General features: G+C 63.7%; 24 protein-coding genes and 1 pseudogene. 18 read left to right on the top strand and 7 right to left on the bottom strand.

Annotated elements, in window-relative coordinates; translation table 11 throughout:
* Nucleotides 1-5 precede the first annotated feature (5 nt).
* The 7 genes and pseudogenes from MM194_RS09340 to MM194_RS09310 all read left to right on the top strand — a co-directional run bounded on the left by MM194_RS09340 (nt 6) and on the right by MM194_RS09310 (nt 7,468).
* Nucleotides 6-263, top strand: coding sequence for a GNAT family N-acetyltransferase (locus MM194_RS09340; protein ID WP_241343417.1), 258 nt, complete (start codon nt 6-8; stop codon nt 261-263).
* Between the two features lie 100 nt (nt 264-363).
* Nucleotides 364-854, top strand: a pseudogene (locus MM194_RS09335) (nucleotidyltransferase family protein).
* 72 nt (nt 855-926) lie between these two features.
* Nucleotides 927-2,750 (top strand): SulP family inorganic anion transporter, encoded by a 1,824-nt coding sequence (locus tag MM194_RS09330; protein ID WP_033129284.1) that lies wholly within the window; start codon nt 927-929, stop codon nt 2,748-2,750.
* Between the two features lie 213 nt (nt 2,751-2,963).
* Nucleotides 2,964-4,322 carry an MATE family efflux transporter gene (locus MM194_RS09325; RefSeq protein ID WP_241343416.1) on the top strand — a complete coding sequence of 453 codons (1,359 nt, stop codon included), beginning with the start codon at nt 2,964-2,966 and terminating at the stop codon, nt 4,320-4,322.
* A gap of 11 nt (nt 4,323-4,333) precedes the next feature.
* Nucleotides 4,334-4,924 (top strand): hypothetical protein, encoded by a 591-nt coding sequence (locus MM194_RS09320; RefSeq protein WP_033129282.1) that lies wholly within the window; start codon nt 4,334-4,336, stop codon nt 4,922-4,924.
* 273 nt (nt 4,925-5,197) lie between these two features.
* Nucleotides 5,198-5,413 (top strand): DUF465 domain-containing protein, encoded by a 216-nt coding sequence (locus tag MM194_RS09315; protein WP_033129281.1) that lies wholly within the window; start codon nt 5,198-5,200, stop codon nt 5,411-5,413.
* Between the two features lie 246 nt (nt 5,414-5,659).
* A complete protein-coding gene (locus MM194_RS09310; protein ID WP_241343415.1) occupies nt 5,660-7,468 on the top strand; it encodes an MOSC N-terminal beta barrel domain-containing protein in 1,809 nt (602 codons plus the stop codon).
* 76 nt (nt 7,469-7,544) lie between these two features.
* On the opposite strand, the gene htpX is transcribed toward MM194_RS09310, so the two are convergent.
* From htpX to bioB, 5 genes are all read right to left on the bottom strand, one after another.
* Nucleotides 7,545-8,417: a protease HtpX gene (htpX, locus tag MM194_RS09305; protein WP_241343414.1), complete on the bottom strand. Its 873-nt coding sequence runs from the start codon at nt 8,415-8,417 to the stop codon at nt 7,545-7,547.
* Between the two features lie 113 nt (nt 8,418-8,530).
* Nucleotides 8,531-9,211 carry a dethiobiotin synthase gene (gene bioD / locus MM194_RS09300; RefSeq protein ID WP_033129278.1) on the bottom strand — a complete coding sequence of 227 codons (681 nt, stop codon included), beginning with the start codon at nt 9,209-9,211 and terminating at the stop codon, nt 8,531-8,533.
* A 145-nt stretch (nt 9,212-9,356) separates the two neighbouring features.
* Nucleotides 9,357-10,175 carry a malonyl-ACP O-methyltransferase BioC gene (bioC, locus tag MM194_RS09295; RefSeq protein WP_241343413.1) on the bottom strand — a complete coding sequence of 273 codons (819 nt, stop codon included), beginning with the start codon at nt 10,173-10,175 and terminating at the stop codon, nt 9,357-9,359.
* Nucleotides 10,168-11,385, bottom strand: a complete 1,218-nt coding sequence (bioF, locus tag MM194_RS09290; protein WP_033129276.1) for an 8-amino-7-oxononanoate synthase — start codon at nt 11,383-11,385, stop codon at nt 10,168-10,170. The genes bioC and bioF overlap by 8 nt, the downstream gene beginning before the upstream one ends.
* Nucleotides 11,382-12,494: a biotin synthase BioB gene (gene bioB / locus MM194_RS09285; protein ID WP_241343412.1), complete on the bottom strand. Its 1,113-nt coding sequence runs from the start codon at nt 12,492-12,494 to the stop codon at nt 11,382-11,384. The genes bioF and bioB overlap by 4 nt, the downstream gene beginning before the upstream one ends.
* Before the next feature lie 193 nt (nt 12,495-12,687).
* On the opposite strand from bioB, the gene bioA reads away from it, so the two are divergent.
* The 5 genes from bioA (at nt 12,688) to MM194_RS09260 (ending at nt 19,071) form a co-directional block, all read left to right on the top strand.
* Nucleotides 12,688-13,962, top strand: coding sequence for an adenosylmethionine--8-amino-7-oxononanoate transaminase (bioA, locus tag MM194_RS09280; protein WP_033129274.1), 1,275 nt, complete (start codon nt 12,688-12,690; stop codon nt 13,960-13,962).
* 135 nt (nt 13,963-14,097) lie between these two features.
* Entirely contained in the window at nt 14,098-14,910 is an 813-nt protein-coding gene (locus tag MM194_RS09275) for a HAMP domain-containing protein (RefSeq protein WP_033129273.1), read from the top strand.
* A gap of 268 nt (nt 14,911-15,178) precedes the next feature.
* Nucleotides 15,179-16,579 carry an asparagine--tRNA ligase gene (gene asnS, locus MM194_RS09270; protein WP_033129272.1) on the top strand — a complete coding sequence of 467 codons (1,401 nt, stop codon included), beginning with the start codon at nt 15,179-15,181 and terminating at the stop codon, nt 16,577-16,579.
* 321 nt (nt 16,580-16,900) lie between these two features.
* The gene (locus MM194_RS09265; protein ID WP_033129270.1) at nt 16,901-18,244 is read left to right on the top strand and encodes an anaerobic C4-dicarboxylate transporter; all 1,344 of its coding nucleotides are present in this window, start codon (nt 16,901-16,903) and stop codon (nt 18,242-18,244) included.
* A gap of 155 nt (nt 18,245-18,399) precedes the next feature.
* Complete coding sequence (locus MM194_RS09260; RefSeq protein ID WP_241343411.1) at nt 18,400-19,071, top strand: adenine nucleotide alpha hydrolase; 672 nt, start codon at nt 18,400-18,402, stop codon at nt 19,069-19,071.
* Nucleotides 19,072-19,209: 138 nt separating this feature from the next.
* Here MM194_RS09260 and MM194_RS09255 read toward each other — a convergent pair whose 3' ends face one another.
* Together MM194_RS09255 and dcuC are read right to left on the bottom strand one after the other, a co-directional pair.
* On the bottom strand, nt 19,210-20,349 hold the full coding sequence (locus tag MM194_RS09255) for a M20 family metallopeptidase (RefSeq protein WP_241343410.1): 1,140 nt from the start codon (nt 20,347-20,349) through the stop codon (nt 19,210-19,212).
* 80 nt (nt 20,350-20,429) lie between these two features.
* Nucleotides 20,430-21,806: a C4-dicarboxylate transporter DcuC gene (gene dcuC, locus MM194_RS09250; RefSeq protein WP_241343409.1), complete on the bottom strand. Its 1,377-nt coding sequence runs from the start codon at nt 21,804-21,806 to the stop codon at nt 20,430-20,432.
* Between the two features lie 284 nt (nt 21,807-22,090).
* On the opposite strand from dcuC, the gene MM194_RS09245 reads away from it, so the two are divergent.
* The 6 genes from MM194_RS09245 (at nt 22,091) to MM194_RS09220 (ending at nt 26,946) form a co-directional block, all read left to right on the top strand.
* Complete coding sequence (locus tag MM194_RS09245) at nt 22,091-22,405, top strand: hypothetical protein (protein ID WP_052100822.1); 315 nt, start codon at nt 22,091-22,093, stop codon at nt 22,403-22,405.
* Between the two features lie 194 nt (nt 22,406-22,599).
* Nucleotides 22,600-22,950: an ArsC family reductase gene (locus tag MM194_RS09240; protein WP_033129266.1), complete on the top strand. Its 351-nt coding sequence runs from the start codon at nt 22,600-22,602 to the stop codon at nt 22,948-22,950.
* Nucleotides 22,951-22,972: 22 nt separating this feature from the next.
* Nucleotides 22,973-24,100: a succinyl-diaminopimelate desuccinylase gene (dapE, locus tag MM194_RS09235; RefSeq protein WP_241343408.1), complete on the top strand. Its 1,128-nt coding sequence runs from the start codon at nt 22,973-22,975 to the stop codon at nt 24,098-24,100.
* Nucleotides 24,097-24,783 carry a M15 family metallopeptidase gene (locus MM194_RS09230; RefSeq protein ID WP_241343407.1) on the top strand — a complete coding sequence of 229 codons (687 nt, stop codon included), beginning with the start codon at nt 24,097-24,099 and terminating at the stop codon, nt 24,781-24,783. Before dapE ends, MM194_RS09230 begins: the two co-directional genes overlap by 4 nt.
* Nucleotides 24,780-24,926 carry a hypothetical protein gene (locus MM194_RS09225; RefSeq protein ID WP_152598999.1) on the top strand — a complete coding sequence of 49 codons (147 nt, stop codon included), beginning with the start codon at nt 24,780-24,782 and terminating at the stop codon, nt 24,924-24,926. The genes MM194_RS09230 and MM194_RS09225 overlap by 4 nt, the downstream gene beginning before the upstream one ends.
* Nucleotides 24,927-25,218: 292 nt before the next feature.
* Nucleotides 25,219-26,946 carry a potassium/proton antiporter gene (locus MM194_RS09220; protein WP_241343406.1) on the top strand — a complete coding sequence of 576 codons (1,728 nt, stop codon included), beginning with the start codon at nt 25,219-25,221 and terminating at the stop codon, nt 26,944-26,946.
* Nucleotides 26,947-26,957 lie beyond the last annotated feature (11 nt).

Below are 26,957 nucleotides of genomic sequence, written 5' to 3'. Positions count from 1 at the left end.
CCAACATGAGTGACATCCTTCATCAGCCCGACCAGCAGCAGTTCGTCTGCGTGGTGGACGGCCAGCTCTCCCGCCTCGCCTATCGCCGATTGGATGCCAGCACCGTCGAGGCCTACAGCACCCAAGTCCCCTCGGAACTGAGGGGGAAAGGGATCGCCGATCGGCTGGCGCGCAGCTTCTACGACTGGAGCCAGGCACAGGGGCTGACCATCATCCCCACCTGCAGCTACATAGATGTCTGGTTGCGCCGCAATGGAAACTGAGGCGCAACTGCGGATCCCGACGCAAACCGGGCCGGAGGCGGTGACGGAGCAACTGCTGCAGACACAGACCGAAGCCTTGCTGCGGGCCGACTCAACACGCATGGCCTGCCTGCGGGCGGCACGGGAGCTGGCCCTGCCCGACTGGGCGCTGGGTGCCGGCTTCGTGCGAAATCTCGTCTGGGATCATCTGCACCACAAGTCCGAGCCAACCCCCCTCAACGACATCGACCTCATCTATCTGGATGCCAGTGATCCCCAAGGGCTGGCGGAGGCCGATCACGAGGCTTGGCTTGCGGCCCGATTGCCGGCTCAGTGCTGGGAGGTGCGCAACCAGGCCCGCATGCATGTGCGGCAGCAGGTGCCCCCCTTCGTCAGCTCGCTGTCGGCCCTCAGATCCCCACCTGTATCGGGGTCAGGTTACTGCCCAGCGACGAGTTCGAATGGCTGGCACCTTATGGCTTTGGTCATAACTGGTCACTGCGAGTGGACGCCAACCCCAGATGCCGCAAGGAAAGCCAGGTGTTCGTGCGGCGCGTCCTCGACAAGGGCTGGCAGGCCATCTGGCCCGACCTTGCGGTGACCTGGCCATAACGGCGTTGCAATGCTTCGACAACCTTGGGCACACTAGAGCCAAAAGCTGTTTATAACTCAATGGGTTAAATAATGCGCGACTTCTTCTCTCTCGAACGCTGGCTGCCGGGCCTCGCCGCCCTGCTGCAATATCAGCGGGCCTGGCTGGTGCCGGACCTTCGCGCAGGCCTGTCGGTGGCCGCCGTGGCACTGCCCGTGGCCATCGCCTATGCGGAGCTCGCCGGGGTCGGCGCCATCGTCGGCCTCTACTCCTGCATCCTACCCATGCTGGTCTACGCCCTGTTTGGTACCTCCCGCCAGCTCATCGTCGGCCCGGACGCCGCCACCTGCGCGGTGATCGCCGCCGTGGTGACGCCGCTCGCCGCAGGGGACGCCACCCGCCAGTGGCAACTGGTGATGACCATGACCGCCATGACCGGCTTCTGGTGCCTGATCGCCAGCCGCTTCAAGCTGGGGGTGCTGGCGGACTTTCTCTCCCGCCCCATCCTGATGGGACTGCTCAACGGGGTGGCCATCACCATCATGGTGGGCCAGCTCTCCAAGATCTTCGGCTTCACTTTCAGCGAACGTTACCTGATAGAGCGGATCTTGAATGGCACCGACTACATTACCCAGACCCACCTGCCGACCCTGGCCATGAGTTTGACGGCCCTGCTCACCCTGCTGCTCGCCAAGCGTTTCAAGCCATCCTGGCCCTCCTCCATGGTGGCCATGGTGGTGACGGCGGCGCTGGTATGGGCGCTGGATCTCGCCCGCTTCGACATCGCCACCCTGGGGGCCATCGGCTCCGGCCTGCCCGACTTCCAGATGCCGGAGTTTCCCCCCGGCCTGATGCGTGAGCTGGTGCTGCCGGCCCTGAACCTCGCCATGGTGAGTTTCGTCTCCATGATGCTCACCGCCCGCAGCTTCGCCGCCAAGAACGGTTACGAGATCGATGCGGACAAGGAGTTCCGGGCGCTCGGGATGGCGAACCTGGCCTCGGCCCTCTCCCAGGGTTTTGCCATCAGCGGCGCCGATTCGCGCACCGCAGTCAACGACGCCAACGGCGGCAAGAGCCAGCTGGTCTCCATCATCGCCGCCCTCGTCATCGCCCTGGTCACCTTCTACCTGACGGCACCGCTGCAATACATCCCCACCGCCGCCCTCGGGGTAGTGCTGGTGATGGCTTCCCTGTCGCTGACCGATTTTCGCGGCCTCTGGGGGCTGCGTCACTCGGACAGAGCCGCCTTCTGGCTCGCCCTCATCACCTTCGTCAGCGTGCTGACCATGGGGGTGATCCCGGGGATCACCCTCGCCGTCCTGCTGGGCCTGTTCCAGTTCCTGCGCAACGTGATGCGACCGACGGATCAACTGCTCGGCATGGATGACGAGGGGGTGGTGCGCACTCTGGGAGACAACGAGCAGGCCAAGGCCATCCCCGGCACCCTGGTCTATCGCTTCAACTCGCCGCTTACCTACTTCAACGCCCCCTACTTCAAGCGGCGAGTACTGGCGCTGCTGGTGCAGGATCCCCATAGCCCTCAGTGCCTGGTGATCGACGCCGTCGCCTGCTTCACCCATCAGGACATCAGCGTGATGAGCATGGTGGGTGAGTTGCACAAGGAGCTCAAGCGGCGTGGCATCCACATGGTGATGGCCGGTCGCCACGGCCAGATGAGCCAGTGGCTCAAGCAGGCGGGGATCCGGGTCGGCGACGAGGGGATCACCCTCTGTCCCGACATGTATCAGGCGCTGCGCATGACCCGCTGCTACCGGGAGCCTGTGTTCAAGGATGACGAGGTAGTGGAGAGCACCACTGATACCCTGCTCTCCCGCTGGCCCCAGGATGAGACGCTGCCGGACTCGGCGCGGCTCACCCTGCCGAGCGAGCAGGAGGCGGGTGCCACTCCTGCCTGAATAGGGATGAGATGCAGCCGAACTCGGCACCGTCGATTCACTCTGTCGAGCGGACAGGAGGCGGGCTCGCCCCCAGCCTGAGCCGTGGTCCGGCCATCCTGCTCCACACCGGATCGGGATGACCGGATCATCCATTGCACAGCTCAGGCTCTTGGTGTTAAATGCCCGTCCAGATGGTGCTGACGAACGCCATCCTCCCTATTTGGACATCCCATGCAGACTCAACCCCACACAGGCCCGGGCTCCCTCTTTTCCCTGACCTGGCCACTGTTCATCGATCTCGCCCTGCACTTCCTGACCGGGGCCCTCAATACCTTCATGGTGGGACACGTCTCCTATCAGGGGGTGGCGGCGCTCGCGGTCGGCAACCAGGTGTTCGATCTCGCCATCACCCTGTTCAGCTTCGTCAGCATAGGGACCAGCGTGGTGATCACCCAGTATCTGGGAGCCGGTGACAAGGAAAAAGCCCGGGTGGTGATCCACACCGCCATCGGCTTCAACCTGCTGGTGGGACTGGTGGCGGCGGTGGGGGTCATCGCCGGGGCCAGCACCATGCTGGCGCTGATGAACCTGCCCGCCAACCTGATGGGCGACGCCACTCTTTACTTACAGATCATCGGCCTCTGTCTTCTGCCGGAGGCGGCAGCGCTCTGTCTGGCCGCCACCCTGCGCGCCCATGGCCATACCCGTCAGGCCATGTACGTGACCCTGATCGTCAACCTCATCACCTTCGTCGGCAACCTGCTGCTGCTCTACGGCTGGTTCGGCCTGCCCCAGCTCGGGGTGGCCGGGGTCGCCATCAGCACAGTAGTGGGGCGCATCGTCGGCGTGGTGCTGCTGGTGTGGCTGGTGGCGCGCAAGACCGGCATCAGGCTGCGCCTGCCGGAGATCCTGCGTCCCAGCAAGGCCATGCTGGACAAGGTGCTGCACATCGGCCTGCCAGCGGCGGGGGAGAACCTCTCCTGGATGCTGCAGTTCATGGTGCTGACCGCCTTCGTCGGCCTGCTCGGCGACAAGGCGCTGGCGACCCAGTCCTACTTCTTCCAGATCTGCCTGTTCATCCTGCTGTTCGGCCTCTCCATCGGCCTTGGCAACGAGATCATCATCGGCCATCTGGCGGGGGCCCGCCGCTTCGAGCAGGCCTATCACCAGCTGCTGAAGAGCCTGAAACTCGGCCTCATCGTCACCACCCTGATCGCCATCGCCGCCGCCCTGAACGGGCGTGCCCTCATCGGCCTGTTCACCGACGATGCAGACATCATCACCCAGGTGGCGCAGCTGTTCCTCATCAGCCTCATCCTCGAACCCGGCCGCACCTTCAACCTGGTGGTGATCAACGCCCTGCGCGCCACCGGGGATGCCCGTTTCCCGCTCTACATGGCGCTCGCCTCCATGTGGGGCATTGCCGTTCCTCTCGCCTATTTCCTTGGTATCATGCAGGGTTATGGACTGGTCGGCATCTGGTTGGCGATCGCCTGCGATGAGTGGGTGCGCGGTCTGGCCATGTTCTGGCGCTGGCGCAGTCGCCGCTGGCAAAACAAAATCCTTGTCGAAACACCTGTGGAATCATAAGCGGAATCATGATGAAGAAAATCGGACTCTTGTTGGCAGCCCTCCTGCTCAGCCCACTGGCCATGGCGCAGACCGCGCCCAAAGCCCCCAAGGCACCCGCCCCCCAAACCTGGTACGTGGCTCCCATCGCCATCGATGAGACCAACGAGGCGCAGAAGGCGCTGACCAAGGAATTCATGGCTCAGATGATCAAGACCATCAAGATCAACGAGTACCAGACCGGCAAGGCGGTCGGCAAGACCAAGGATCCCAAGTGGCTGATCCGCACCAAGCTGATGCATGCCAGCACAGAGCCCCTGGTCGGTAAGAAACATCCCCAGGCACTCACCTACGGCAAGGGCACCCCCACCCAAGAGATCGTCGGCGAGCTCATCATGAACGGCACCCTGGTCGCCCATGTGGGTCAGGGCTGGCGTGAGCCCATCGTCCCCGGCACCCCGGTGGCCGAGAAGATCACCATCGCCAACTACCAGTACGCCATCGGCGACGAGGCCAAGGCGCCGGATCTGGAAGAGCTGGCGGCGCAGATTGGCTTCGAGGTGGGCAAGGTGATCGCCCGCGACGGCCAGCCGTTGCCCGAGAAGAAAAAGAAAAAAGAGTAAAACCCATCTGCGTTGCAACGAGGGGCCTTTGGCCCCTTTTTGCTGTCCGTGGCTGTCATCCCTTGGTCACAAACGTGACGCCAATCCCGATTTAACGCACTCCCCCTTACTCATAAACCCCTTATCTGCTTGTGATTCAATTAGTTAAAAAACTGCAGCGGCGGGCTGAGATCCATTGGCGCCGAATTTGAAGCGGATCACATTTCTTCGTCGGGGTTAGGGGTAGTTTGAAGGTCAAGGCACAATCAAACGAAACAAAGGAGGCTCCATTACATGTTCCCAGAGTACAGAGATCTCATCTCTAAACTGAAGAGCAGTGATGTCCATTTCCAGAAGAAGTTTGACTTGCACAACGACCTGGATGAGGAGATTAGAAAACTGGAAAAGCATCACGCCAGCGATTACAGCTCCGAGGTGAAGGATCTGAAAAAACAGAAACTTAAACTGAAAGAGGAGATATACGACATCCTCAAACAACATCCACATTAGACGCCTCGACGAATACCCGGATAAGCAACTTATCCCCCAGCCCGGCCCGCAAGCCGGGCTTTTTATTGCCGGTCGCCACCATCCCCCTCACCTGGCGCCAGCGGTCATCGCGGGGCTTGGTGACAGCCCTCAAGCCGGTTAACATCTTTCCTCTCTGCACTCCCTGCTCCGCTCGGGTATCGTCGCGCGATCCTGGCCGGACCTGAGTCGCCACTGTGCTCTCTCTCGACCAACAAGGACCCGGACATGCCAAGGCTCGACAGCATTCATCTCTATCCCATCAAATCGACCGCAGGCATGCCACTGGACCGCGCCCTGGTGACCGAAGAGGGCCTGAAAGGCGATCGCCGTTACATGGTGGTCAAACCGGATGGCAGCTTCATCACCGCCCGCACCCATCCCCAGCTACAGCTGGTGGTGGCCGCCCCCGTCGACGGCGGCTTGCAGTTGCGCTACCCGGGCCTGGATCCCCTCAGCCTGCAGGAGCAGGCATTCAGCCGGGCTCCGCAGGCCACCGGCGTCTGGGGCGACAGCTTCAGTGCTCTGCACACCCACGCTCAGGCCGATGCCTGGCTGAGCCGGGTGGCGGGGGAGCCGGTTCGCCTGCTCTGGCTCGGCGAAACCTCTGACCGCTTTCGGGAAAAAACTGGCACCCGGGTCAGCTTCGCCGACGGCTATCCCCTGCTGCTCATCAGCCAGGCCTCGCTGGATGACCTCAACCTGAGATCCGATGCCCTGCACCAGATGAGCCAGTTCAGGACCAACCTGGTGGCGAGCGGCACCCGCCCCTTCGAGGAGGATGGCTGGAAGCGGATCCGCATCGGCGAGGTAGAGTTTCGGGTCGCCAAGCCCTGCAGCCGCTGCATCATGACCACGGTGGAACCCGGCAGCGACAGATTCAACGCCCTCAAAGAGCCGCTCGCCACCCTCACCCGCTATCGGCGTGGCGAGGATGGGGAGGTCTACTTCGGCCAGAACCTGGTGGCGCTGAACGAGGGCTGGATTGAGGCAGGCAGCGAGATCGAGGTGCTGGAAAGCACCCGCCCCCCCGTCTACCCCAATGCGGCGCCGAAGAAGCGGGCGCTGGTCTGCGTCGCCCGCGAGCCCCTGGCCCGGGATCTGGAGACCTTCTGGTTCGAGGCCGCCGACGGCGAGCCCTTGCCCGACTATCTGCCCGGCCAGCACCTGCCCATCAGCCTCGACATCAAGGGGGAGCGGCTGCAACGGCGCTACACCCTGAGCTCCAGCCCGGAGCAACCGGAGCGTTACGGCATCAGCGTCAAGCGCCTCGGCGATGGCCGCCTCTCCCCCTGGCTGCACAGCCAGCTCAAGGTCGGTAACCGCCTGTTGGCCGCCCCTCCCGCCGGTGACTTCCACCTCGGGACCGAGCGCAAGTTGCTGCTGCTCTCGGCGGGCTCAGGCGTCACCCCCATGCTGGCCATCGCCCGCACCCTGCATCTCAGACACGAACTCGACGATATGCACTTTATGCACCTGTGCCGCAGCGAGGCCGACATCCCGGCCGCCGCCGAACTGCACGCCCTTAGCCAAGCCGGCATGCAGCTGACCCTGATCCTGAGTCAGCCCGATGGCCATTGGCAGGGGTTAAGCGGACGCCTGAGCCAGGCCCATCTCGCCAGGATCCCGGAGCTGCTGGCGCGGGACGTCTTCCTGTGCGGCCCCCACGGCTTTATGAGCGAGGCAGTCGAGCAGTTACGTGAATTGGGGGTGGCCGCCGAGCGCATCCGGCAGGAGAGCTTCGGCGGCGCCATCCTCTCGGTGACCCGTCCCCACCAGGCGGTGAAGCTGCGCATCGGCGAGCAGAGTTTTACGGGCAACAATCAGGGCACAGTGCTGGATCAGGCCCACAAGCAGGGGGTGGAGCTGCCCTGGAGCTGCCGCGCCGGCATCTGCGGCAGCTGCAAGCAGACCCTGATCGAAGGGGAAGTGGATCACCCGGAGGCGCCAGCCATCACCGCCGCCGAGCGGGCCGAGGGCAAGATCCTCACCTGCTGCGCCGTGCCGCTGACCGATCTGGTGATCGGACCCCGATAAGGGGGGGATGCGAGGGCTATGTGCCCCAGAAAGCAAAACGGCTGCCCAAGGGCAGCCGTTTTTGATGGCGATACGCTTAACCGCGCAGGGCGGCGATGCGCTGCTCTATGGGCGGGTGGCTCATGAACAGCTCGCTCATGGAGCGCTTGCCGTTGATGCCGAAGGCCATCATGGCCCCTTCCATCTGCGGCTCGGCACCGCGGGAGAGGCGCTGCAGCGCGGCAATCATCTTGTCGCGACCGGCCAGCTTGGCGGCGCCGGCGTCGGCGCGGAACTCGCGCTGACGGCTGAACCACATGACGATCATGGAGGCCAGTACCCCGAACAGCATCTCCAGCACGAAGACGGTGATCATGTAGGCGAAGCCACCGGAGCTGCTGCTCTCTTCGCTGTTGCTTGAGCTGAAGAAGTTGCTGATGACGCCGGCCACTATACGGGCGAAGAACATCACGAAGGTGTTCACCACCCCCTGGATCAGGGTCAGGGTCACCATGTCGCCGTTGGCCACGTGGCTCACCTCGTGGGCCAGCACGGCTTCCGCCTCGTCGCGGCTCATGCTGTAGAGCAGGCCGGAGGAGACGGCCACCAGCGAATCGTCGCGGCGGGCACCGGTGGCGAAGGCGTTCATCTCGGGGGAGTCGTAGATCCCCACTTCCGGCATCTTGATGCCTGCCTCGCGAGCCTGACGGGCGACTGTGCTGACCAGCCAGTGCTCGGTCTCGTTACGGGGTTGCTCGATGACTTGGACACCATAGCTGCGCTTGGCCATCCACTTGGACATCAGCAAGGAGATAAAGGAACCCCCAAAACCGAACACGGCGCAGAACACCAACAGACCGGAAATGCTGGACTTGTTGATCCCCAGAACCGAGAACAGGATATTGAGTACCACCCCCAGCACCAGCATGACGGCCAGGTTGGTCACCAGGAATAGCATAATTCGCTTCATATTGACTCCTTGTGAGATATAGATGCGTGGTCCGGGCCAATTCGCTGCCAGCCCGATACCACACCAGCTCCAGATAATAGATAGATCCGATGAATGTTTGCTGAATGTCGGGTTCAGAGCAGAGGAGAAATATCGAGACACCCGCGCAAGTCAGCTTCGAGTGGATTGTTTACAAAGGGTATTTCACCCAAAAATGGCGCCGGTAGCAAGCCCCTCAGAGTATCCAGATTCTCCTGATAGTGGCTCATGCGATCATCCAGCCGATTGATCACCCAGCCCGCGATGGGCAGATCCATGTTGCGAATGGCGGCGAAGGTGAGCAACGCATGGTTGAGGCAACCGAGCTTGGCCCCCACCACCACGATCACCGGCAGATTCTCCTGCCTGACCCAGTCCGACAGCAGATAGGTTCTGTCCAGCGGCAGGAACCACCCCCCCGCCCCCTCGACGATCACCAGCTCGGCCCCCGCCTGCTCTATGTTGCGCAGACCTGCCGACAAGCCGCTCAGGGGGATGGACTCCCCCACCTCGCGGGCGGCGATATGGGGCGCGATCGGGGGTTCAAAGGCAAAGGGATTGACCAGCTCGTAGGGCAGCGGCAGGCTGGCGGCGGCCTGCAGCAGCAGGGCATCCTGGTTGCGCAGCCCCTCGGCGGTGCGGGCACAGCCCGCCGAGATGGGCTTGTAACCGGCGCATGAGAGGCCCTGGGCGGCGAGTTCCCGCAGCAAGGTGCGGGCGACCAGCGTCTTGCCCACGTCGGTGTCGGTGCCGGTGATGAAGAAGGATTTGACCATGATGACTCCTCAACGCAATACAGGGTGACGGCCAGAGCGGCTCACCCGCGTTTCAATGATGCTCGGTGGCGAGTCCGCTCCCTCATGGGTGGGCGGAATCGCTGATGGACGGACCAGCCGGCCTTCTGACGAACAAGCCGGCCTTCTATTGACGAACGAGTCGTCCAAGGCAGACCTGATAGCTGGCGGCCAGCAGGCCATTCGGCTGACGATATTGCTCGTAGGCCTCCCCCAGACGCAGCAGGCGCTGACGATTGCCAAGACCGGGCTGGCGTCCGTCGTTGATCTGGCTGGCGCCTATCCCCTTGAGATCCCGCAGCAGGCCGTTGAGCTCCGGGTAGGCGAGGGACCAGGTCTGGCACGCCAGTTCCGGGGCGGGGAAACCCCCGTCGCTGAGGGCGCGGCGCAATTGTGGCAGGCTGAGGAAGCGATTGACATGAGGACGCTCGTCAACTGTGCGCCAGGCCTCACGCAGCTGCCAGAGGGAGTCCGAGAGCAGGGTCGAGAACAGCAGTTGACCGCCAGGCTTGAGCACCCGACAGAGCTCGGCGAACGCCTGGGCCGGGCGCTCGCACCACTGCAGGGCCAGGCTGGAGAAGACCCAGTCCAGACTCTGGTCGGCGAAGGGCAACTGCTCCGCATCACCGCACAGCAGCAGGGCGCCGCTGCCCCGTTGGGCCGCCTGCGCCAGCATGCCGGGGGCGAGATCCAGCCCGTGCAGCCGCTGGCAGCGATCGGCCAGCGCAGGCAGGAAGAAGCCGGTGCCACAGCCAAGATCCAGCCCGGCCTCGGGTAAGGCACCGGTCAGAGATGAGCCGGCCGGCATCATGGCCAGCAAGGCCTGCCCCACCTCCTGCTGAAACTGGGCATGGGCGTCGTACCGGTGGGCGGCGGCGCCGAAGCGGCGCGCCAGCTGCACCTTGTCGACCCGCTGAAAGGCGTCCCGAGATTGAGGATCATGCATGGGAAGACTCCCCGGCAGGGGCCGGGCAGAGGGCTGCTCCTTGGCAAGGGCCCAAGCCATCGAGCAGGCGATCGACATCCTGCTCGCTGTGGGCGGCGCTGAGAGTGATGCGCAGCCGCGCCGTGCCCGCCGGCACAGTGGGCGGACGGATGGCACCGACCCAGAGGCCGCGCTCACGCAACCGCTCGCTCAAAGCCAGCGCAGGCGCGCTCTCCCCCACCAGCAACGGCTGGATCGGGGTCTCGCTCGCCCCAAGCCGCCAGCCGAGCTGGCTGGCCCCCTGCCGGAAGCGGCTAATCAGCTGCCGCAACTGATCACGCGCCTCATCGGCAACCCGTACCAGCGCCAGGCTCTGGCTGACCGCGCAGGCCTGGGCGGCGGGCATATGGGTGCTGTAGACATAGGGACGGGCGAAGTTGACCAGATAGTCCACCAGCTCACGGCTACCGCCGACGAAGGCCCCGGCCACCCCGAGCGCCTTGCCAAAGGTACCCATCTGGATGTGGACGCAAGCCGGGCTCACCCCCTGCGCCGCCAGGGTGCCGCGCCCCTCTGGCCCGAGCACCCCGATACCGTGGGCGTCGTCGATCATCAGCCAGTTGCCGCTCTGGGCGGCGAGGCGGCTGAGTGCTGCCCAAGGCCCCTGATCCCCGTCCATGCTGAACACCCCCTCGGAGACGATGAGGCCACGGCCCGGTTCAAGCTGCCGCTCGAGCGCGTCCATGTCGTTGTGGGGAAAGCGCCTCATCTTGCAGGGCAGCTGGCTGCCCATCTCCTGCAAGGAGGCGTGGTTGAGCCTGTCCTGCCACAGCAGGTGATCCTTGCCGAGCAAGGCTTTCAGCACCGCCTGATTGGCGGAGAAGCCGCAGTTGAACAGCAGCACCGCCTCCAGTCCCAGCCAATGAGCGAGGTCTTCTTCGAGCTGCTGGTGGGCGCGGCTGTAGCCGGTCACCAGGGGGGAGGCACCGGATCCCGCGCCATATCGATCGACCCCGGCCTTGAACGCAGCCTTGATGGCCTCATGGCCCCCCAGCCCCAGGTAGTCGTTGGCGGAGAAGTTGAGGTACTCGCGCCCCCCGACCCGCAGCCGGAGCCCGGTGGCGCCCTCGGTCGGGGTGCGTCGGCGCAGCAGGTCATTACGCTCACGCTCGGCCAGGGCGTCACTCAGGGCGAAAGGCCCCGATTTATCAGAGGAAGTGACGATATTCATGCGGATTTCACAGCAGATTGCACTGCCGCGCGTTGACGGGTGGCATCATAGAACAGCTCGTCACCGGCGGGCTCCCGTGTCACCTGAGCCAGCAGCTCCGCTTCCAGTTCCAATCTCTGCACCTCATCCGGCTTCTGGGCGCGCTGGGCGGGGCGAATACCGAGCCGCTTGAACAGCTGCATATCGCTATTCTCGTCCGGGTTAGGAGTGGTCAGCAATTTGCAGCCGTAGAAGATGGAGTTGGCCCCCGCCATAAAGCACAGGGCCTGCATCTGCTCGTTCATCTTCTCCCGCCCGGCGGAGAGGCGCACGTGGGAGCCCGGCATCATGATGCGGGCCACGGCGATGGTGCGGATAAATTCGAAGGAGTCCAGGTTCTCTTCGTTTTCCAGGGGCGTCCCCTTCACCTTGACCAGCATGTTGATGGGCACGCTCTCCGGGTGGCGCGGCAGGTTCGCCAGCGCCATCAGCAGACCAGCGCGGTCCTTGGCCTGCTCCCCCATGCCGACGATGCCGCCGGAACAGACCTTCATGCCGGCGCCGCGCACGTGTTCCAGGGTATCGAGTCTGTCCTGATAGGTACGGGTGGTGATGATGTCACCGTAGAACTCCGGCGAGGTGTCGAGGTTGTGGTTGTAGTAGTCGAGCCCGGCGGCGCCGAGGCGGGCGGCCTGATCCGCGGTCAGCATGCCGAGCGTCATGCAGGTCTCCATGCCGAGCCCCCGCACCTCCTCGACCATCCGCAGTATGTAGGGCATGTCTTTTTCCTTGGGATTGCGCCAGGCGGCCCCCATGCAGAAGCGCGACGAGCCGTTGGCCCTGGCCTCCCGGGCCCGCTCCAGCACCTTCTCCACCTCCATCAGCCGCTCGGTCTCGAGGCCGGTGTGATAGCGGGCGCTCTGGGGACAGTACTTGCAATCCTCCGGGCAGGCGCCCGTCTTGATGGAGAGCAGGGTGCTCACTTGCACCTCGTTCGGGTCGAAATGGGCGCGGTGCACCGTCTGGGCCTGGAACAGCAGATCGTTGAACGGCAGGGCAAACAGCGACTGCACCTCGGCGAGGGTCCAGTCGTGACGAAGGGCGTGACCCCCCAGAGTGAGAGCATTCATACATGGCTTCCGATTGTTATAAGTGGGATCCTGCGCCGCCCATCCCGGATGAGCGACCACAGAACCCGCCGCCATGCCTCGCACGCAATCCTGAGTGTGCGAAGCCAAGTGGCTGAAATTGTTGGCTAGTGTAGAGAGCGCGCGTAGACTGTCAACACCGACCAGATCAAGAACATTGACAACAGAACACAAAATGACCAACCAAGAATTCGACCTGCACCACGTCTGGCACCCCTATACCTCCCTCACCCAGCCCCTGCCCTGCTACGAGGTCGCCAGCGCCAAAGGCGTGACCCTCACCCTGAGCGACGGCCGCGAGCTGGTGGATGGCATGAGCTCCTGGTGGGCCTGTATTCACGGCTATCAGGTGCCGGAGCTGGATGCGGCGGCGAGCGCTCAGCTCGGCAAGATGTCCCACGTGATGTTTGGCGGCCTGACCCATGCCCCCGCCATCGAGCTGTGCCGCAAGCTGGTGGAGATCACCCCGGCCGGCCTGGATCGGGTGTTTCTGGCCGATTCCGGCTCGGTGGCGGTGGAGGTGGCGCTCAAGATGGCCCAGCAGTACTGGCATGCCAAAGGCACCCCCAGATCCCGGTTCCTCTCCCTGCGCGGCGGCTATCACGGCGATACCTTCGGCGCCATGAGCGTCACCGACCCCGATGGCGGCATGCACGAGCTCTACCAGGGATTCTTGCCCGAGCAGCTGTTTGTGGAGGCGCCGAGCTGCCGTTTCCACGCCGACTGGAACGAGGAGTGCGTGGTGGAGCTCGCCAGCCTGATGGCGGATCATCACGAGGAAATCGCCGCCATCGTGCTCGAACCCATCGTCCAGGGGGCCGGCGGCATGCGCTTCTACCACCCCCGCTACCTGCAGTGGGTGCGCGCCCTGTGCGACGAGTTCGGGGTGCTACTCATCGCCGACGAGATCGCCACCGGCTTCGGCCGTACCGGCCAGCTGTTCGCCTGCGACTGGGCGGGCATCAGCCCCGATATCATGTGTCTGGGCAAGGCACTCACCGGCGGCTACCTGACGCTCTCCGCCACCCTCACCACGGAGCGGGTCGCCCGCACCATCTGTGACGGCAAGGCGGGCGTCTTCATGCACGGGCCGACCTTCATGGGCAATCCGCTGGCCTGCGCCGTGGCCAACGCCTCCATCGAGCTGCTGCTGGCCTCGCCGTGGCAGGAGCGGGTGCGCGCCATCGAGCATCAGCTCAGAACCGAGCTGGTGGCGCTGACCCTGAACCCTTTGGTTGCAGATGTGCGGGTGCTGGGCGCCATCGGGGTGGTGGAGATGAAGGAGCGGGTCGATGTGGCGCGCATCCAGCGCAAGTTTGTCGAACTGGGGGCCTGGATCCGGCCCTTCGGCAAGCTCATCTATCTGATGCCCCCCTTCGTCATCTCCCCGTCGGAATTAACCGTGCTGACCACCGCCATCACCCAGGCCATCGCCAGCGGCGACTACTGAGCCAGCATGAACAGGCCCTGCATGGGAGTGCAGGGCCTTTTGGCTCTTTTTCATCAGAATGTGAGCGATCCATCAAAACCCGACAGGGCAGAAGAGTAGACTGCGTGGGTTTGACCCAACAGATGTACCAGCCCCATGCGCCTCTCCATCACTGCCAAGATCCATTTCTTCCTGCTGTTCATCTTCTCCATGGTATTGGTGTTCTCCGCAGCCTATCAGGCGGTACGCGAGCGTGACCTCATCCTGACCCTCATCAAGGAGCAGAGCCACGAACAGATCGAGGCCTATTTCGACGGCCTCAACATGCTGATGCTGACCGACAAGATGGCGGCCCGCGATACCCTGCGCAGCAAGTTCCTCGAGCACGCCCACGTGGAAGACGCCCGCATAGTGCGCGGCGCGGCCGTCAACAAGCAGTACGGACCGGGTCGCGAGACCGAGGCACCCAAGGACAGATTCGATGCCCTGGCGCTGGCGGGCAAGGCCAGTGTGGAAGTGGTCAACGACGGCATGCACAGCAAGCTGGTGGTGACCCGCCCGCTGCTGGCCCAGAAAGATTTTCGCGGCACCGACTGCACCAGCTGCCATCAGGTGCCGGAGAATAGCGTGCTGGGGGCGGTGCGCTTTGACTACTCCCTCGACACTCTCTTTACCCGGGTCGAGCAGAATATCCTCACCTCGGCCTTGAGCCTCACCGTCATCTTCGGGCTGGGCCTGTTGCTGACGCTCTGGGTCATCCGCACCTGGATAGTCCGCCCCCTCAACCAGCTGACCCGCTCCATGGAGGAGGCCACCGATCGCCACGACTTCGGTCATCGGCTCGAGGGGGACGAGGGGGACGAGATAGGCCGGGTCGCACTGGCCTACAACCAGATGCTCGACAGCGTGGAGCGCCAGCTCGGCAAGCGCCCCATCTCCCCGGAGCGAGACAAGAAAAACCAAGGCTGAGCGGGAGAACGTCACCGCCTGCGGGCTCTCGCCAGGCCCCGTAAGGCGCCTGCCTGTGCGCCGCCCTGCTCGCCCCCTGTTTTTACGGCTCGCCTCGCGAGCGATCCGGGCCGACAACCCCGCAAACGACCGATATTTTTGCTTGGTTTTATCAAACCCCCACGGGTAAGATTGACGGCTTAGTCTGCCAGCCAGGGCTCTTCATGCCCCGGCCAGACCCCTAGTGTTGCAAATAGCGCTGCAAGAACAAGCTGGAGACAATATTTCGATGACGCACGCATCCGTAGTAGATGTGCTGACCGGTAAGTATGCGGTTGGCACCACCCAGACAGTCAAAGGGTGGATCCGGACCCGCCGTGATTCCAAGGCGGGGATCTCATTTTTGGCCATATCCGATGGCTCCTGTTTCCATCCGGTACAGGCCGTCGTCCCCAATACCCTGGCCAATTACGAGAATGAAGTGCTGCGTCTGACCACCGCTTGCTCCGTGGAGGTGACCGGTGTGGTTGCCGAATCCCAGGGCAGCGGTCAGGCCTTCGAGCTGCAAGCCACCGAGGTCAAGGTAGTGGGCTGGGTCGAAGATCCGGATACCTACCCCATGTCTGCCAAGCGTCACAGCATCGAGTTCCTGCGTGAACAGGCTCACCTGCGCGCCCGTACCAACGTGGTCGGCGCCGTGACCCGGGTGCGCAACTGCCTGGCCCAGGCCATTCACCGCTTCTTCCACGAAGAAGGCTACCTGTGGATCGCCGCCCCGCTCATCACCGCCTCCGACACCGAAGGCGCCGGCGAGATGTTCCGGGTCTCCACTCTGGATCTGGAAAACCTGCCGCGCACGCCCGAAGGCAAGGTCGACTACGACAAGGACTTCTTCGGCAAGGAGACCTTCCTGACCGTGTCCGGTCAGCTCAACGTCGAGACCTATGCCTGCGCCCTGTCCAAGGTCTACACCTTCGGCCCGACCTTCCGCGCCGAAAACTCCAACACCAGCCGCCACCTGGCCGAGTTCTGGATGGTGGAGCCGGAGATTGCCTTCGCGGATCTGGAAGACAACGCCGCCCTGGCCGAAGCCATGCTGAAATACGTCTTCAACGCCGTCCTGGCCGAGCGCCGCGACGATCTGGAGTTCTTCGCCCAGCACGTCGACAAGGACGCCATCGGCCGTCTGGAGCGCTTCGTTGCCTCCGACTTCGCCCAGATCGACTACACCGACGCCATCGAAGTGCTGAAAAACTGCGGCAAGACCTTCGAGTTCCCGGTCTCCTGGGGCATCGATCTCTCCTCCGAGCACGAGCGCTATCTGGCCGAGGAGCACTTCAAGTCCCCTGTGGTGGTGAAGAACTACCCCAAAGACATCAAGGCCTTCTACATGCGCCTCAACGACGACGGCAAGACCGTCGCCGCCATGGACGTGCTGGCCCCGGGGATCGGCGAGATCATCGGTGGTGCCCAGCGTGAGGAGCGCCTCGAGGTGCTCGATCAACGCATGGCCGAGATGGGTCTGAACAAGGAAGACTACTGGTGGTATCGCGACCTGCGTCGCTACGGCACAGTGCCGCACTCCGGCTTTGGTCTCGGCTTCGAGCGCCTGGTGGTCTATGTGACCGGCATGGGCAACGTGCGCGACGTCATCCCCTTCCCGCGTACCCCTCGCACCGCCGAGTTCTAAGCCGCGAGTATCACGCGAAAATCGTAAAAAGCCGACCTCAGGGTCGGCTTTTTTATTGCTTCCCGGACGCCGCCGCCGGCATGCCCATCCGCACAGTTCCCCTCTTTTCTCGCCTCCGCCCGCCTTTTCTCCCCCGAACCAGCCATCAGAACCGTAGTTTTTATGCACTTAAATCGAAAAAACATGGGTTGTTGAAGTACCTCAAATTTTTACCCCTTTAGGGTAGGCAGAATAACAACTAACCCTTTAGGGGCAAATAACAACAAACAATGTCGTCCTGGGCGCTGCGCCTTCATGGACCGAATCACACGAGGTAATGGAATGATCTTCATGGAATTTATGGTGGTACTCGGCTGTTTGCTGCTGGGTACCCGTTTCGGGGGCATGGGACTGGGTCTCATCAGCGGCATAGGCCTGTTCCTGCTGACCTTCGTGTTCGGCCTCACCCCGGGTGAGCCACCGGTGCAGGTGATGCTCACCATACTGGCGGTGATCGGTTGCGCCGCCACCCTGCAGACCGCAGGCGGCCTCAACCTGATGATGCAGATTGCCGAGCGCCTGCTGCGCCGCCACCCGCAGTACATCACCATTCTGGCCCCCCTCACCACCTGGACCCTCACCTTCCTGTGCGGCACCGGCCACGTGGTCTACACCATGTTCCCCATCATTTCCGACATAGCGCTGCAGAAGAATATCCGCCCGGAACGCCCCATGGCGGTGGCGTCCGTTGCCTCCCAGATGGCGATCTGCGCCTCGCCGGTGTCGGTGGCCGTGGTCTCCATGGTCTCCATCCTGGCGGCCGGCCATGGCATAGGTCAGGCCTACAGCCTGCTGGACATCCTGATGATCGCCATCCCCTCCTCCCTGTCCGGCGTCATAGTCGCGGCCCTGTGGAGCCTGCGCCGCGGCAAGGATCTGGACAAGGACGAGGAGTTCCAGGCCAAGATCAAGGATCCCGAGCAACGCGCCTTCATCTACGGCGGCGGTGAAACCCTGCTCAACACCAAGTTCCCGAAAGAGGCCTACTGGTCGACCTGGATCTTCTTCGCCGCCATCGCCGCCGTGGTCTTGCTCGGTGCCAACGAAGGTCTGCGTCCGGTGTTCACCATCAAGGACAAGACCGGCCCGCTCTCCATGAACCTGGTGATCCAGATGATGATGCTGATCGCTGGCGCCGTGATCCTGATGCGCTGCAAGGTCAAGCCGGGTGACATCTCCAACGGCGCCGTGTTCAAGGCGGGCATGGTCGCCATCTTCTCGGTGTTCGGGGTCGCCTGGATGAGCGAGACCTTCTTCCAGGCCCACATGCCGCTGCTCAAAGAAACCCTGGCCCACGTGGTGCAGGCCCAGCCCTGGACCTATGCCCTGGTGCTCTTCCTCATCTCCAAGCTGGTGAACAGCCAGGCCGCCGCGCTCACCGCCATCGCTCCCATGGGGCTGGCGCTGGGGGTCGAGCCCAAGCTGCTGATCGCCTTCCTGCCGGCGAGCTACGGCTACTTCGTGCTGCCGACCTACCCGAGCGATCTGGCCTGTATCGGTTTCGACCGCACCGGCACCACCCGCATCGGCAAGTACATCATCAACCACAGCTTCATCATTCCGGGCCTGATCGGGGTCGCCACCTCCTGCAGCCTGGGTTATGTGCTGACCAGCATACTGCTGTGACGCTCTTTCAAACCCATCGGCATTCCTGATGCCACTCAACAGGCCTCCATTTGCGAGGCCTGTTGTTTTTCTGCCCTCTGCGCCCGCCCTACGGATTTTGCCAAGGCCCCCTTGGGCGGGTAGCATGCCTCCTCTTTCCCCTTTGGAATCACACCATGTCTCGCGTCATCGCGCTCTGGAGCGGCGGCAAGGATGCCATGCTGGCGCTCTGCCATGCCCGTGACCAGGGCCACCAAGTGGTGGCCCTGGTCACCTTCGCCCCGCCCAACCCCAGCTTCCTCGCCCATCCGCTGCCGCTGGTACGGCGCCAGGCCGAGGCCCTCGGCCTGCCCCATCAACTGGTGGCCATAGCAGCGCCCTTCGAGCAGAGTTACGAGACTGCGCTGGCCAGCTTGCAGCGGGAGTGGGCGATAGAGGGGGTGGTCACCGGCGACATCGACAGCGTGGGCGGTGCCGATAACTGGATCCGTGCCCGCTGTCAGCCACTCGGCCTCACCGTGCATACACCCCTTTGGCAACAGCCAAGGGACGTACTGCTGGCGGACTTGCTGGCCCGCGGCATCCGGGCTCATCTCTCCTGCGTCGATAGCCGGGTGCTGACCCCCGACTGGGTGGGGAGGGCGCTGGATGCCGCCAGCCTCGCCGAGTTGCAGGCGCTGGCGGCGCGGCAGGGCTTCGATGCCTGCGGCGAGCAGGGGGAGTACCACAGCATGGTGACCGACGGGCCAGGGTTTGCGGCGCCAATCCCCCTCAACGGCTGGCGGGTACAGAGGCAGGATCATCTCGCCTATCTGGCGGAAGATGGCGCGAACCATCTAGTCAGTTAGGCATTAGTCAGTTAGGCGCTAGCCATCTGGTCAGTTAGGCGCGAGTCATCTGGTCAATTAGGGCAGCTCCAGACCATCCAATTTCCATAAAAAACGGGGGGCCTGGGCCTCCCGTTTGCACTGCCTTGATGCGATTTTTCAGCGCGCCAGCTTGGTCAGCACCCGATTAAGCAGACGAATGCGTGGCCCTATGCTCTCCAGCAGCAGGAACTCGCTCTCCGAGTGGAAGCCACCCCCCATGGGGCCGAAGCCGTCCAGCGACGGCACCCCGGCCGCGGCGGTGAAGTTGGCATCAGATCCGCCCCCCGCCTCCAGCCAGTTGAAGGGGATCCCCTCCTCAGCCGCCGCAGCCTCCACCAGCGCCATCAGGGCCTCGGTGTCGCCATTGGGGCGCATCGCCGGCTTGAAGCTCTGGCGCTCCACCTCGACCCGACAACCCGTGAGGAAGGGGTTGTTGGCCATGAAGCCGAGCCGCTCGTGCACGGCGGCCGCCTCGTCGTTGCTCCAGAAGCGCAAGTCGACGATGGCCTCGGCAAAGTCCGGCACCACGTTGACCCCGGTCCCCCCCTGCACCACCCCCACGTTCATGGTGGTGCCGGTCTCCAGGTTGACCTGCTCGTTGATGGCCAGCACCCAATTAGCGAGCTCTGTGATGGCGGAGATCCCCTCGGCCAGGGCGGAGCCCGCGTGGGAGGCCTTGCCGTGGAAGCGGATGCGGTACTTGGCGTTGCCCTTGCGGGCGCTGATGAGATCCCCGCTCGGGCGAGCCGCCTCGGCCACCAGCACGCAGGCGCTTTGCTTGGCTTTCTCTACCAGCCACTCCTTGGACCAAGGGGACCCAATCTCCTCGTCGCAGTTGCAGCAGACCAGCACCTTCAACCCGGCAAGCACCGCCGGATCCAGGGCCTTGAGCGCATACCAGGTGGAGAGCAGGCCGCTCTTCATATCGGAGACGCCGGGGCCGAAGGCCTGATCGCCCTCGATCCTGAGCGGCCGTTTGGCGGCGGTCCCCTCCGGGAAGACGGTGTCCATGTGACCCACCAGCATGACGTCATAGTGGCTGGCGCCGGGGGCATTGGTGATTTCGAGGCAGGGGCCGCACTCATCGGCAAACTGGTGGCGCACCACCTGCCAGCCGATGGCCTCATATTTTTCGGTCATGATGTCGGCGACCCTAGCCACCCCGGCCGGGGTGCGGGTGCCGCAATCGAGATTGATCAGCGGCGCGAGATCCGCCAGATAGGCGTCCAGGGAAAAACCGTTGCGTGAGTCTGTCATCATCGTCTCCATGGGCTGGGAAGGCGGGCCTCCCAGCCATCGGTCGCGTGAAAAGAGCGGACGGATCGTCCGCCCACGGATTACATAAACAGCAGGTAGTTAAGCGCCAGCGCCGTCACCAGGGCGCCGGCCATGGGCACACTGGTGCGTTTCACCACCACGAAGGGGGAGACCTTGGCGATGCCGGCACAGGCGATGAGCACGGCGGCGATGGGGGAGATGCTGCGCCCTATGCTGGAGGCGAGCTGCATCGGCAGCAGCATGGTCACCGCGGGGACCCCGAACTTGGCCGCCACCGCGGGGGCCAGGGTGGAGAAGCTGAGGAAGGCGGCGTTGCCGGAGCCCATGATGACCGCCGCCACCATGATGAGGCCCACCATCACCAGGGTCATCAGGCCGCTGCCGATGCCGGCGTTGCTGGCGGAATGGAGCAGGGTGTCGATGGCGCCGATGGCCTTGAGGGACTCGGCGAACAGTTCGGCGCAGACGATGAGCGCCACGACGGGGCCGAATACCTTGCCCATGCCGTCGAGGAAACTCGACAGACCCGCGAAGGCGGTACGCACCGAGCGGCTACGCAAGAGCTCGCACAGCATGCCGATGAACACCGACAGCAACATGGCCACCTCCACGCTCATCTTGATGTCGTCCACCAGGAGCTTGGAGAAGGTCATCATCAGCACGAAGGGGATGATGGGCAGCAAGGCATACCAGGTCGGCGCCTTCACCTCGGCCGTCCCCTGCTCGTCGAGCTCGGCGTGATCGCCGCGGTGCAGGGCCGGATCCCAGCCATCCTGGCGGTCACAGTGCCGCTGCCAGAAGAAGTGCAGCACCATGGTCACCAGCAGCATGGGGGCCACCAGCCAGATCTGGTAATCCACGAAGTAGCTGGTCGGATCCAGGCCGGACTGGCCGGCGGAGAAGATGGCGTTGGTCTGGGTCGGGCCAATCTCGAACGCCTGGGAGGTGGCGATGACGCCGCAGGCGGAGGCCGGGCTGATGCCGAGGTTGCGCATCACCGGGTACATGGTGACCATCAGCAGCAGGCCGAGGCCGGTGGCCGAGGTGACGAACAGGGAGACGAACACCGCCACCAGGTAGCAGATCGCCAGCATCAGGTAGCTGGACTGGATGCCCGCCACCGGCTTGACCGCCACCCGCACCAGGGCCTGGGAGGCACCGATGTGAGACATGTAGGTAGCAAAGCCCGCCACCGCCATGATGGTGAGGCCGAGCCCGGCCGCCCGGTAGGAGAAGATCCCCTTGAACACCTCGAACAGGTCGAACAGGGCGAAGCCGGTGCTCTTGTCGGCGGGCAGTATGGGGTGCAGCCCCAGCCAGTAGGCCAGGGTGAAGAGGCTCATCCCCGCCAGCGCCAGCACGGCCTGCGGGTTGTAGTCCTTGACGATGCCGTAGATCACGGCCATCAGCACGAACGAGACGAATAAGAGTTCCAAAATGCGCTCCTGTTAAGATATCGAGGGGCGGAATCTAGTGGTCGATCCCGTCTTCTCCCTTGATCCCCATCAATAAAGATGGCTTGAATGCACATTTAAAGAATAAAACACCAACTAAATCACAAAAACCAGTCGTTAAATTTGACCCCTGCGCATTAAGATCCAGTTGCATAGCGCCAAGCCCCGCAACCTCCACTTTTTTTGCTCTGGATCAACGTCCGTTGGGGGTGAACTGGCCAAGATGCCCGTCGACACAAGGCGACCATTTCGCACCGGAGAGAGTTATGACAAACCAGGCCACCGCAGAGAGCATCCACTGCGACTACAAGCTGTGGGACATCCTCATCGAGTCTGCAAAGGAGCGCACCACCATTCGTTACTCCAAGCTGGCCAGGCAGGCCGGGCTGGAGGGCAGCCAGGACGAGCTGCGCACCCTGCTGCAACGCATCCGCATGTATTGCACCGAACACGAGCTGCCCACCCTCTCCGCCATCGTGGTGGACGACGTGGGCAAGTACGCCGGCCTCTCCTCCAGCCTGCCGGACGCCCCCTGGGAGCGTGCCCGGGTATTCGATTACCAGTGGCCTCTCTCGCCATAAGCCCTGGCCTCAGAGACAAACCCTAAAAAACGCGCCACCCGGCGCGTTTTCTGTTTCCTGGCGGCCCATGGGCAGTCGGACTGGCGGCAGAAAAAGCCCGGCAACGGGGCGTCGCCGTTGCCATCGCGGGATCGGGATGCCAGAATCGGGCCTTCGTTGATTCAGGGCCCCTGCCCGCAGCTAAAGGACCTCCCATGGCCACCACCCTCTATGGCATCAAGAACTGCGACACCATCAAGAAGGCCCGCAAGTGGCTGGACGAGGCCGGTGTCGACTACCGTTTTCACGACCACAGGGCCGATGGCCTGGAGCCAGCCCAGCTGGACGGCTGGCTGAACCAGCTTGGCTGGGAAGCCCTGCTCAACACCCGCGGCACCACCTTTCGCGCCCTGCCGGATGAAGACAAGCAGGGGCTCGACAACAGCAAGGCCCGTGCCCTGCTGCTGGCCCAGCCCGCCATGATCAAGCGCCCGCTGCTGGATCGCGATGGCGAGCTCACCCTGGGGTTCAAGGCAGACCACTACCAATCCCTCTTCTCTCGTTAAACTTTTCTGTTAAGGAACGCCGATGTCGGATGTCATCGCACTGGCCAAGGATCTGATCCGCCGCCCCTCAGTTACCCCCCTGGATGAAGGGTGCCAGACCCTGATGGCGGAGCGCCTCGAGCGTCTGGGCTTCGTCATCGAACCCATGGTGTTTGAAGACACCACCAACCTCTGGGCCCGCCGTGGCAGCGAAGGCCCCCTGTTCTGCTTCGCCGGCCACACCGATGTGGTGCCCGCCGGGCCGCTCGACAAATGGCACACCCCACCGTTCGAGCCGACTATCCTGAACGGCATGCTGTACGGCCGCGGCGCCGCCGACATGAAGGGGTCGCTCGCCGCCATGGTGGTAGCCACCGAACGCTTCGTGGCTGCCAACCCGGATCACTCAGGTTCCATCGCCTTCCTCATCACCTCGGATGAAGAGGGTCCCTTTATCAACGGCACGGTGCGCGTCATCGACACCCTGGAGGCGCGCAACGAGAAGATCCGCTGGTGCATCGTCGGCGAGCCCTCCTCCACCGCCCTGGTGGGGGACGTGGTGAAGAACGGCCGGCGCGGCTCCATCACCGGGGATCTGGTGGTGCGCGGGGTGCAGGGCCACGTGGCCTATCCCCATCTGGCGGACAACCCCATCCACCGTGCGGCCCCCGCCCTGGATGAGCTGGCCAGCACCGTCTGGGATCAGGGCAACGCCTACTTCCCCCCCACCAGCTTCCAGATAGCCAACATCCAGGCCGGCACCGGCGCCTCCAACGTCATCCCCGGCGAGTTGCAGGTGCAGTTCAACTTCCGCTTCAGCACCGAGCTCACCGATATGGCGATCCGCGAACAGGTCGAGGCCCTGCTGACCCGTCACGGGCTGGATTTTGAGCTGAAGTGGACCCTCTCCGGTCAGCCCTTCCTGACCGACACCGGCGAGCTGCTGGCGGCGGCCGTGGGGGCCATCGAGAGCGTCAACGGCCAACAGCCGGCCCTGCTCACCACGGGTGGCACCTCCGACGGGCGCTTCATCGCTCCCACCGGTGCCGAGGTGATCGAGCTTGGTCCGGTCAACGCCACCATTCACAAGGTGAATGAGTGCGTAAAAGCGAGCGATCTGGATCTGCTGGCGGACATGTACCAAGGGGTGCTGGAGCGGTTGTTAGCATGACCCAGGATCAGCTGCTGGGGCTGGACGAGAGCCACCTCATCCTGGTGGGGCGCGGCCCCCACCGCCTGACCGCCGCCACCGCGGCGGCCTTCAACGACATGCAGGTGGCCGCCGCCCATCAGGGTCACAACCTGCAGGCGGCTTCCAGCTGGCGCGGGTTCGAACGCCAGCTCGCCATCTGGAATGGCAAATGGCGCGGCGAACGGCCCCTGCTGGACGCCCACAACCAACCGCTGGATGCGCTGCAACTGACGGAGACCGAGCGGCTGCACGCCATCCTGCGCTGGAGCGCCCTGCCCGGCACCAGCCGTCACCACTGGGGCACGGATCTGGACATCTACGATCCCGACTGCCTGCCCACCGGCACCAGGCTCGCGCTGGAGCCCTGGGAGTATGAGGAGGGCGGCTGGTTCAGGGATCTGAGCGCCTGGCTCGGGGATCACATGAACGACTTCGGCTTCTTCCTGCCCTTTGCCAAGCCCCTCGGCGGCAGCGGCGTCGCCGTTGAACCCTGGCACATCAGCTTCGCCCTGGAGTCGGCCGATCAGCAGCTGGACCCCGAGGCGCTGGCGCTTTGCCTGCAACAGGCGGATATTGAAGGCAAGGCGTGCGTATTGGCTCATCTCGACGAGATCCTGGCCCGCTATGTCACTGCCAGTCACACCGAAAGGAGAATCCGATGAGTGTGTGGTTATGGATAGGCCTGCCGCTGTTGTTCCTGCTTGGCCTGTTTCTGAATGCCATCAAGGACATGAAGCGGCTCGAGAAGCAGTTGCCGAAATACAAGGACAAGATCCGGGAAGTCAAAGACGACGAGGACGACTGATCTACCCCGCAGGGGCCCTGCCGGCGCCCCTGCTTCTTTTTTACCCCTTCTGCTCACCCCCTTGCCAGCCAACTCCCCACCAGGGGGAACCCGCCGCTTTTGGGCCCTAAACCTAGGGCCAATTGCCACTCACTGTTGGTGTTTTACCGCCTTGGCACCGATCGCCTTCCCTGCGTAAAAACAGCACGGTAAACGTAAAAAACTGCAAATTGATGCACAATTAAGCCACACAAAGGGGTCCAAACTGCATATAATGTGCCTGTTTTTGCGGATCGCTACGAGGAGTTCGCCATTGGATGCCACCACCATCAACAATTTCTTCTTTATCGGTGCCTTGTTGGTGGGATGCAGTGTCCTGTTAAGCACGCTCTCCTCTCGCGTCGGCATTCCCATTCTGGTCATCTTCCTCGCCGTCGGCATGCTGGCCGGTGAGGATGGCCCCGGCGGCATTCACTTCGCCAACTACTCCATCGCCTATCTGGTGGGCAACCTGGCGCTCGCTGTCATTCTGCTCGATGGCGGCATGAAGACCCGGGTCTCCTCGTTTCGGGTCGCGCTCTGGCCCGCCCTGTCGCTCGCCACCGTCGGAGTCGCCATCACCACGGCCCTGACCGGTTTCGCCGCCGCCTGGCTGTTTGACCTCAACCTGATGCAGGGCATGCTGATCGGCGCCATCGTCGGCTCCACCGATGCGGCGGCGGTGTTCTCCCTGCTCGGCGGCCGCAGCCTCAACGAGCGGGTCAGCGCCACCCTGGAGATAGAGTCCGGCAGCAACGATCCCATGGCGGTGTTCCTCACCGTCACCCTGATCGAGGTGCTGGCCACCGCCCAGCAGAGTCTGGATACCGGCTTCCTGCTGCTGCACCTGCTGCAGCAATTTGGCATGGGGGCCGGTATTGGCCTCGGCGGTGGCTGGCTGCTGTGGCGCCTCATCAACAGCGCCAAGCTGGCCCCCGGCCTCTATCCCCTGCTCACCGTCAGCGGTGGCCTGCTGATCTTCGCCCTCACCACGGCGGTGGGGGGCAGTGGCATCCTCGCCATCTACCTCACCGGTCTGCTGCTTGGCAACCTCTCCCTGCGCAGCCGCAGCACCACGCTGTCGGTGCTGGATGGCCTGACCTGGCTCAGCCAGATCGGCATGTTTCTGGTGCTCGGCCTGCTCGTCAATCCGAGCGAGCTGCTGCCCATCGCCCTGCCAGCCCTGGCTCTGGCGATGTGGATGATACTGTTCGCCCGCCCGATCTCGGTCTGGGTCGGCCTGCTGCCGTTCAAGAACTTCGCCCCCCGCGAGCGCTGGTTCATCTCCTGGGTGGGCCTGCGCGGCGCCGTGCCCATCATATTGGCGGTCTTCCCCATGATGGCGGGGCTGCCCAGCGCCCAGCTCTACTTCAACGTCGCCTTCTTCGTGGTGCTGGTCTCCCTCATCCTGCAGGGCAGCTCGCTGCCGCTGGCCTCGAGGCTGGCCCGTGTCGAGGTGCCGGCCCCCCCCTCCCCCATCAACAGATCCGGGCTCGAGATCGATCTCGACAGCCAGTGGGAGACCTTCGTCTATCGCCTGAGCGCCGAGAAGTGGTGCATCGGCTCCCCCCTGCGGGAGCTGCGCATGCCGGAGGGCACCCGTATCTGCGCCCTGTTCCGGGGGCAGGAGCTGTTGCACCCCTCGGGCAGTACCCGCCTGCAATCGGACGACATCCTCTGCGTCATCGGCCACGAGCGGGATCTCCCCGCCCTCGGCCAGCTGTTCAGCCAGGCTCCCGAGCAGGATCTGGGCCCGCGCTTCTTCGGTGACTTCCTGCTGGAGGCGGCCGCCAGACTGGCGGATCTCGCCCCGCTGTACGGGCTGGATGTGAGCGAGGTAGCGGATCAGACGCTCGGCAACTTTATCGCCGGGCAGTTGGGCGATAATCTGGTGGTCGGTGACCATTTCGCCTGGCAGGGCCTGCTCTGGACGGTGGCGGAGATGGAAGAGGGTGAGCCACGCAAGATAGGGGTTCGCTTCCTGGAAGAGGACCCTGTCTAGCATCGGCGTTA

This window comes from Aeromonas sp. MR16 (assembly GCF_022549315.1).
GTDB classification, from domain to species: Bacteria; Pseudomonadota; Gammaproteobacteria; order Enterobacterales; family Aeromonadaceae; genus Aeromonas; species Aeromonas aquatica.
This window is presented reverse-complemented; position numbering and strand designations above follow the sequence as displayed.

Excerpts from the sequence above, each read along its gene's own strand:
- MM194_RS09340 (WP_241343417.1), top strand. The coding sequence starts at position 6 with ATGAGTGACATCCTTCATCAGCCCGACCAGCAGCAGTTCGTCTGCGTG.
- MM194_RS09330 (WP_033129284.1), top strand. The coding sequence starts at position 927 with ATGCGCGACTTCTTCTCTCTCGAACGCTGGCTGCCGGGCCTCGCCGCC.
- MM194_RS09325 (WP_241343416.1), top strand. The coding sequence starts at position 2,964 with ATGCAGACTCAACCCCACACAGGCCCGGGCTCCCTCTTTTCCCTGACC.
- MM194_RS09320 (WP_033129282.1), top strand. The coding sequence starts at position 4,334 with ATGAAGAAAATCGGACTCTTGTTGGCAGCCCTCCTGCTCAGCCCACTG.
- MM194_RS09315 (WP_033129281.1), top strand. The coding sequence starts at position 5,198 with ATGTTCCCAGAGTACAGAGATCTCATCTCTAAACTGAAGAGCAGTGAT.
- MM194_RS09310 (WP_241343415.1), top strand. The coding sequence starts at position 5,660 with ATGCCAAGGCTCGACAGCATTCATCTCTATCCCATCAAATCGACCGCA.
- htpX (WP_241343414.1), bottom strand. The coding sequence starts at position 8,417 with ATGAAGCGAATTATGCTATTCCTGGTGACCAACCTGGCCGTCATGCTG.
- bioD (WP_033129278.1), bottom strand. The coding sequence starts at position 9,211 with ATGGTCAAATCCTTCTTCATCACCGGCACCGACACCGACGTGGGCAAG.
- bioC (WP_241343413.1), bottom strand. The coding sequence starts at position 10,175 with ATGCATGATCCTCAATCTCGGGACGCCTTTCAGCGGGTCGACAAGGTG.
- bioF (WP_033129276.1), bottom strand. The coding sequence starts at position 11,385 with ATGAATATCGTCACTTCCTCTGATAAATCGGGGCCTTTCGCCCTGAGT.
- bioB (WP_241343412.1), bottom strand. The coding sequence starts at position 12,494 with ATGAATGCTCTCACTCTGGGGGGTCACGCCCTTCGTCACGACTGGACC.
- bioA (WP_033129274.1), top strand. The coding sequence starts at position 12,688 with ATGACCAACCAAGAATTCGACCTGCACCACGTCTGGCACCCCTATACC.
- MM194_RS09275 (WP_033129273.1), top strand. The coding sequence starts at position 14,098 with ATGCGCCTCTCCATCACTGCCAAGATCCATTTCTTCCTGCTGTTCATC.
- asnS (WP_033129272.1), top strand. The coding sequence starts at position 15,179 with ATGACGCACGCATCCGTAGTAGATGTGCTGACCGGTAAGTATGCGGTT.
- MM194_RS09265 (WP_033129270.1), top strand. The coding sequence starts at position 16,901 with ATGATCTTCATGGAATTTATGGTGGTACTCGGCTGTTTGCTGCTGGGT.
- MM194_RS09260 (WP_241343411.1), top strand. The coding sequence starts at position 18,400 with ATGTCTCGCGTCATCGCGCTCTGGAGCGGCGGCAAGGATGCCATGCTG.
- MM194_RS09255 (WP_241343410.1), bottom strand. The coding sequence starts at position 20,349 with ATGACAGACTCACGCAACGGTTTTTCCCTGGACGCCTATCTGGCGGAT.
- MM194_RS09245 (WP_052100822.1), top strand. The coding sequence starts at position 22,091 with ATGACAAACCAGGCCACCGCAGAGAGCATCCACTGCGACTACAAGCTG.
- MM194_RS09240 (WP_033129266.1), top strand. The coding sequence starts at position 22,600 with ATGGCCACCACCCTCTATGGCATCAAGAACTGCGACACCATCAAGAAG.
- dapE (WP_241343408.1), top strand. The coding sequence starts at position 22,973 with ATGTCGGATGTCATCGCACTGGCCAAGGATCTGATCCGCCGCCCCTCA.
- MM194_RS09230 (WP_241343407.1), top strand. The coding sequence starts at position 24,097 with ATGACCCAGGATCAGCTGCTGGGGCTGGACGAGAGCCACCTCATCCTG.
- MM194_RS09225 (WP_152598999.1), top strand. The coding sequence starts at position 24,780 with ATGAGTGTGTGGTTATGGATAGGCCTGCCGCTGTTGTTCCTGCTTGGC.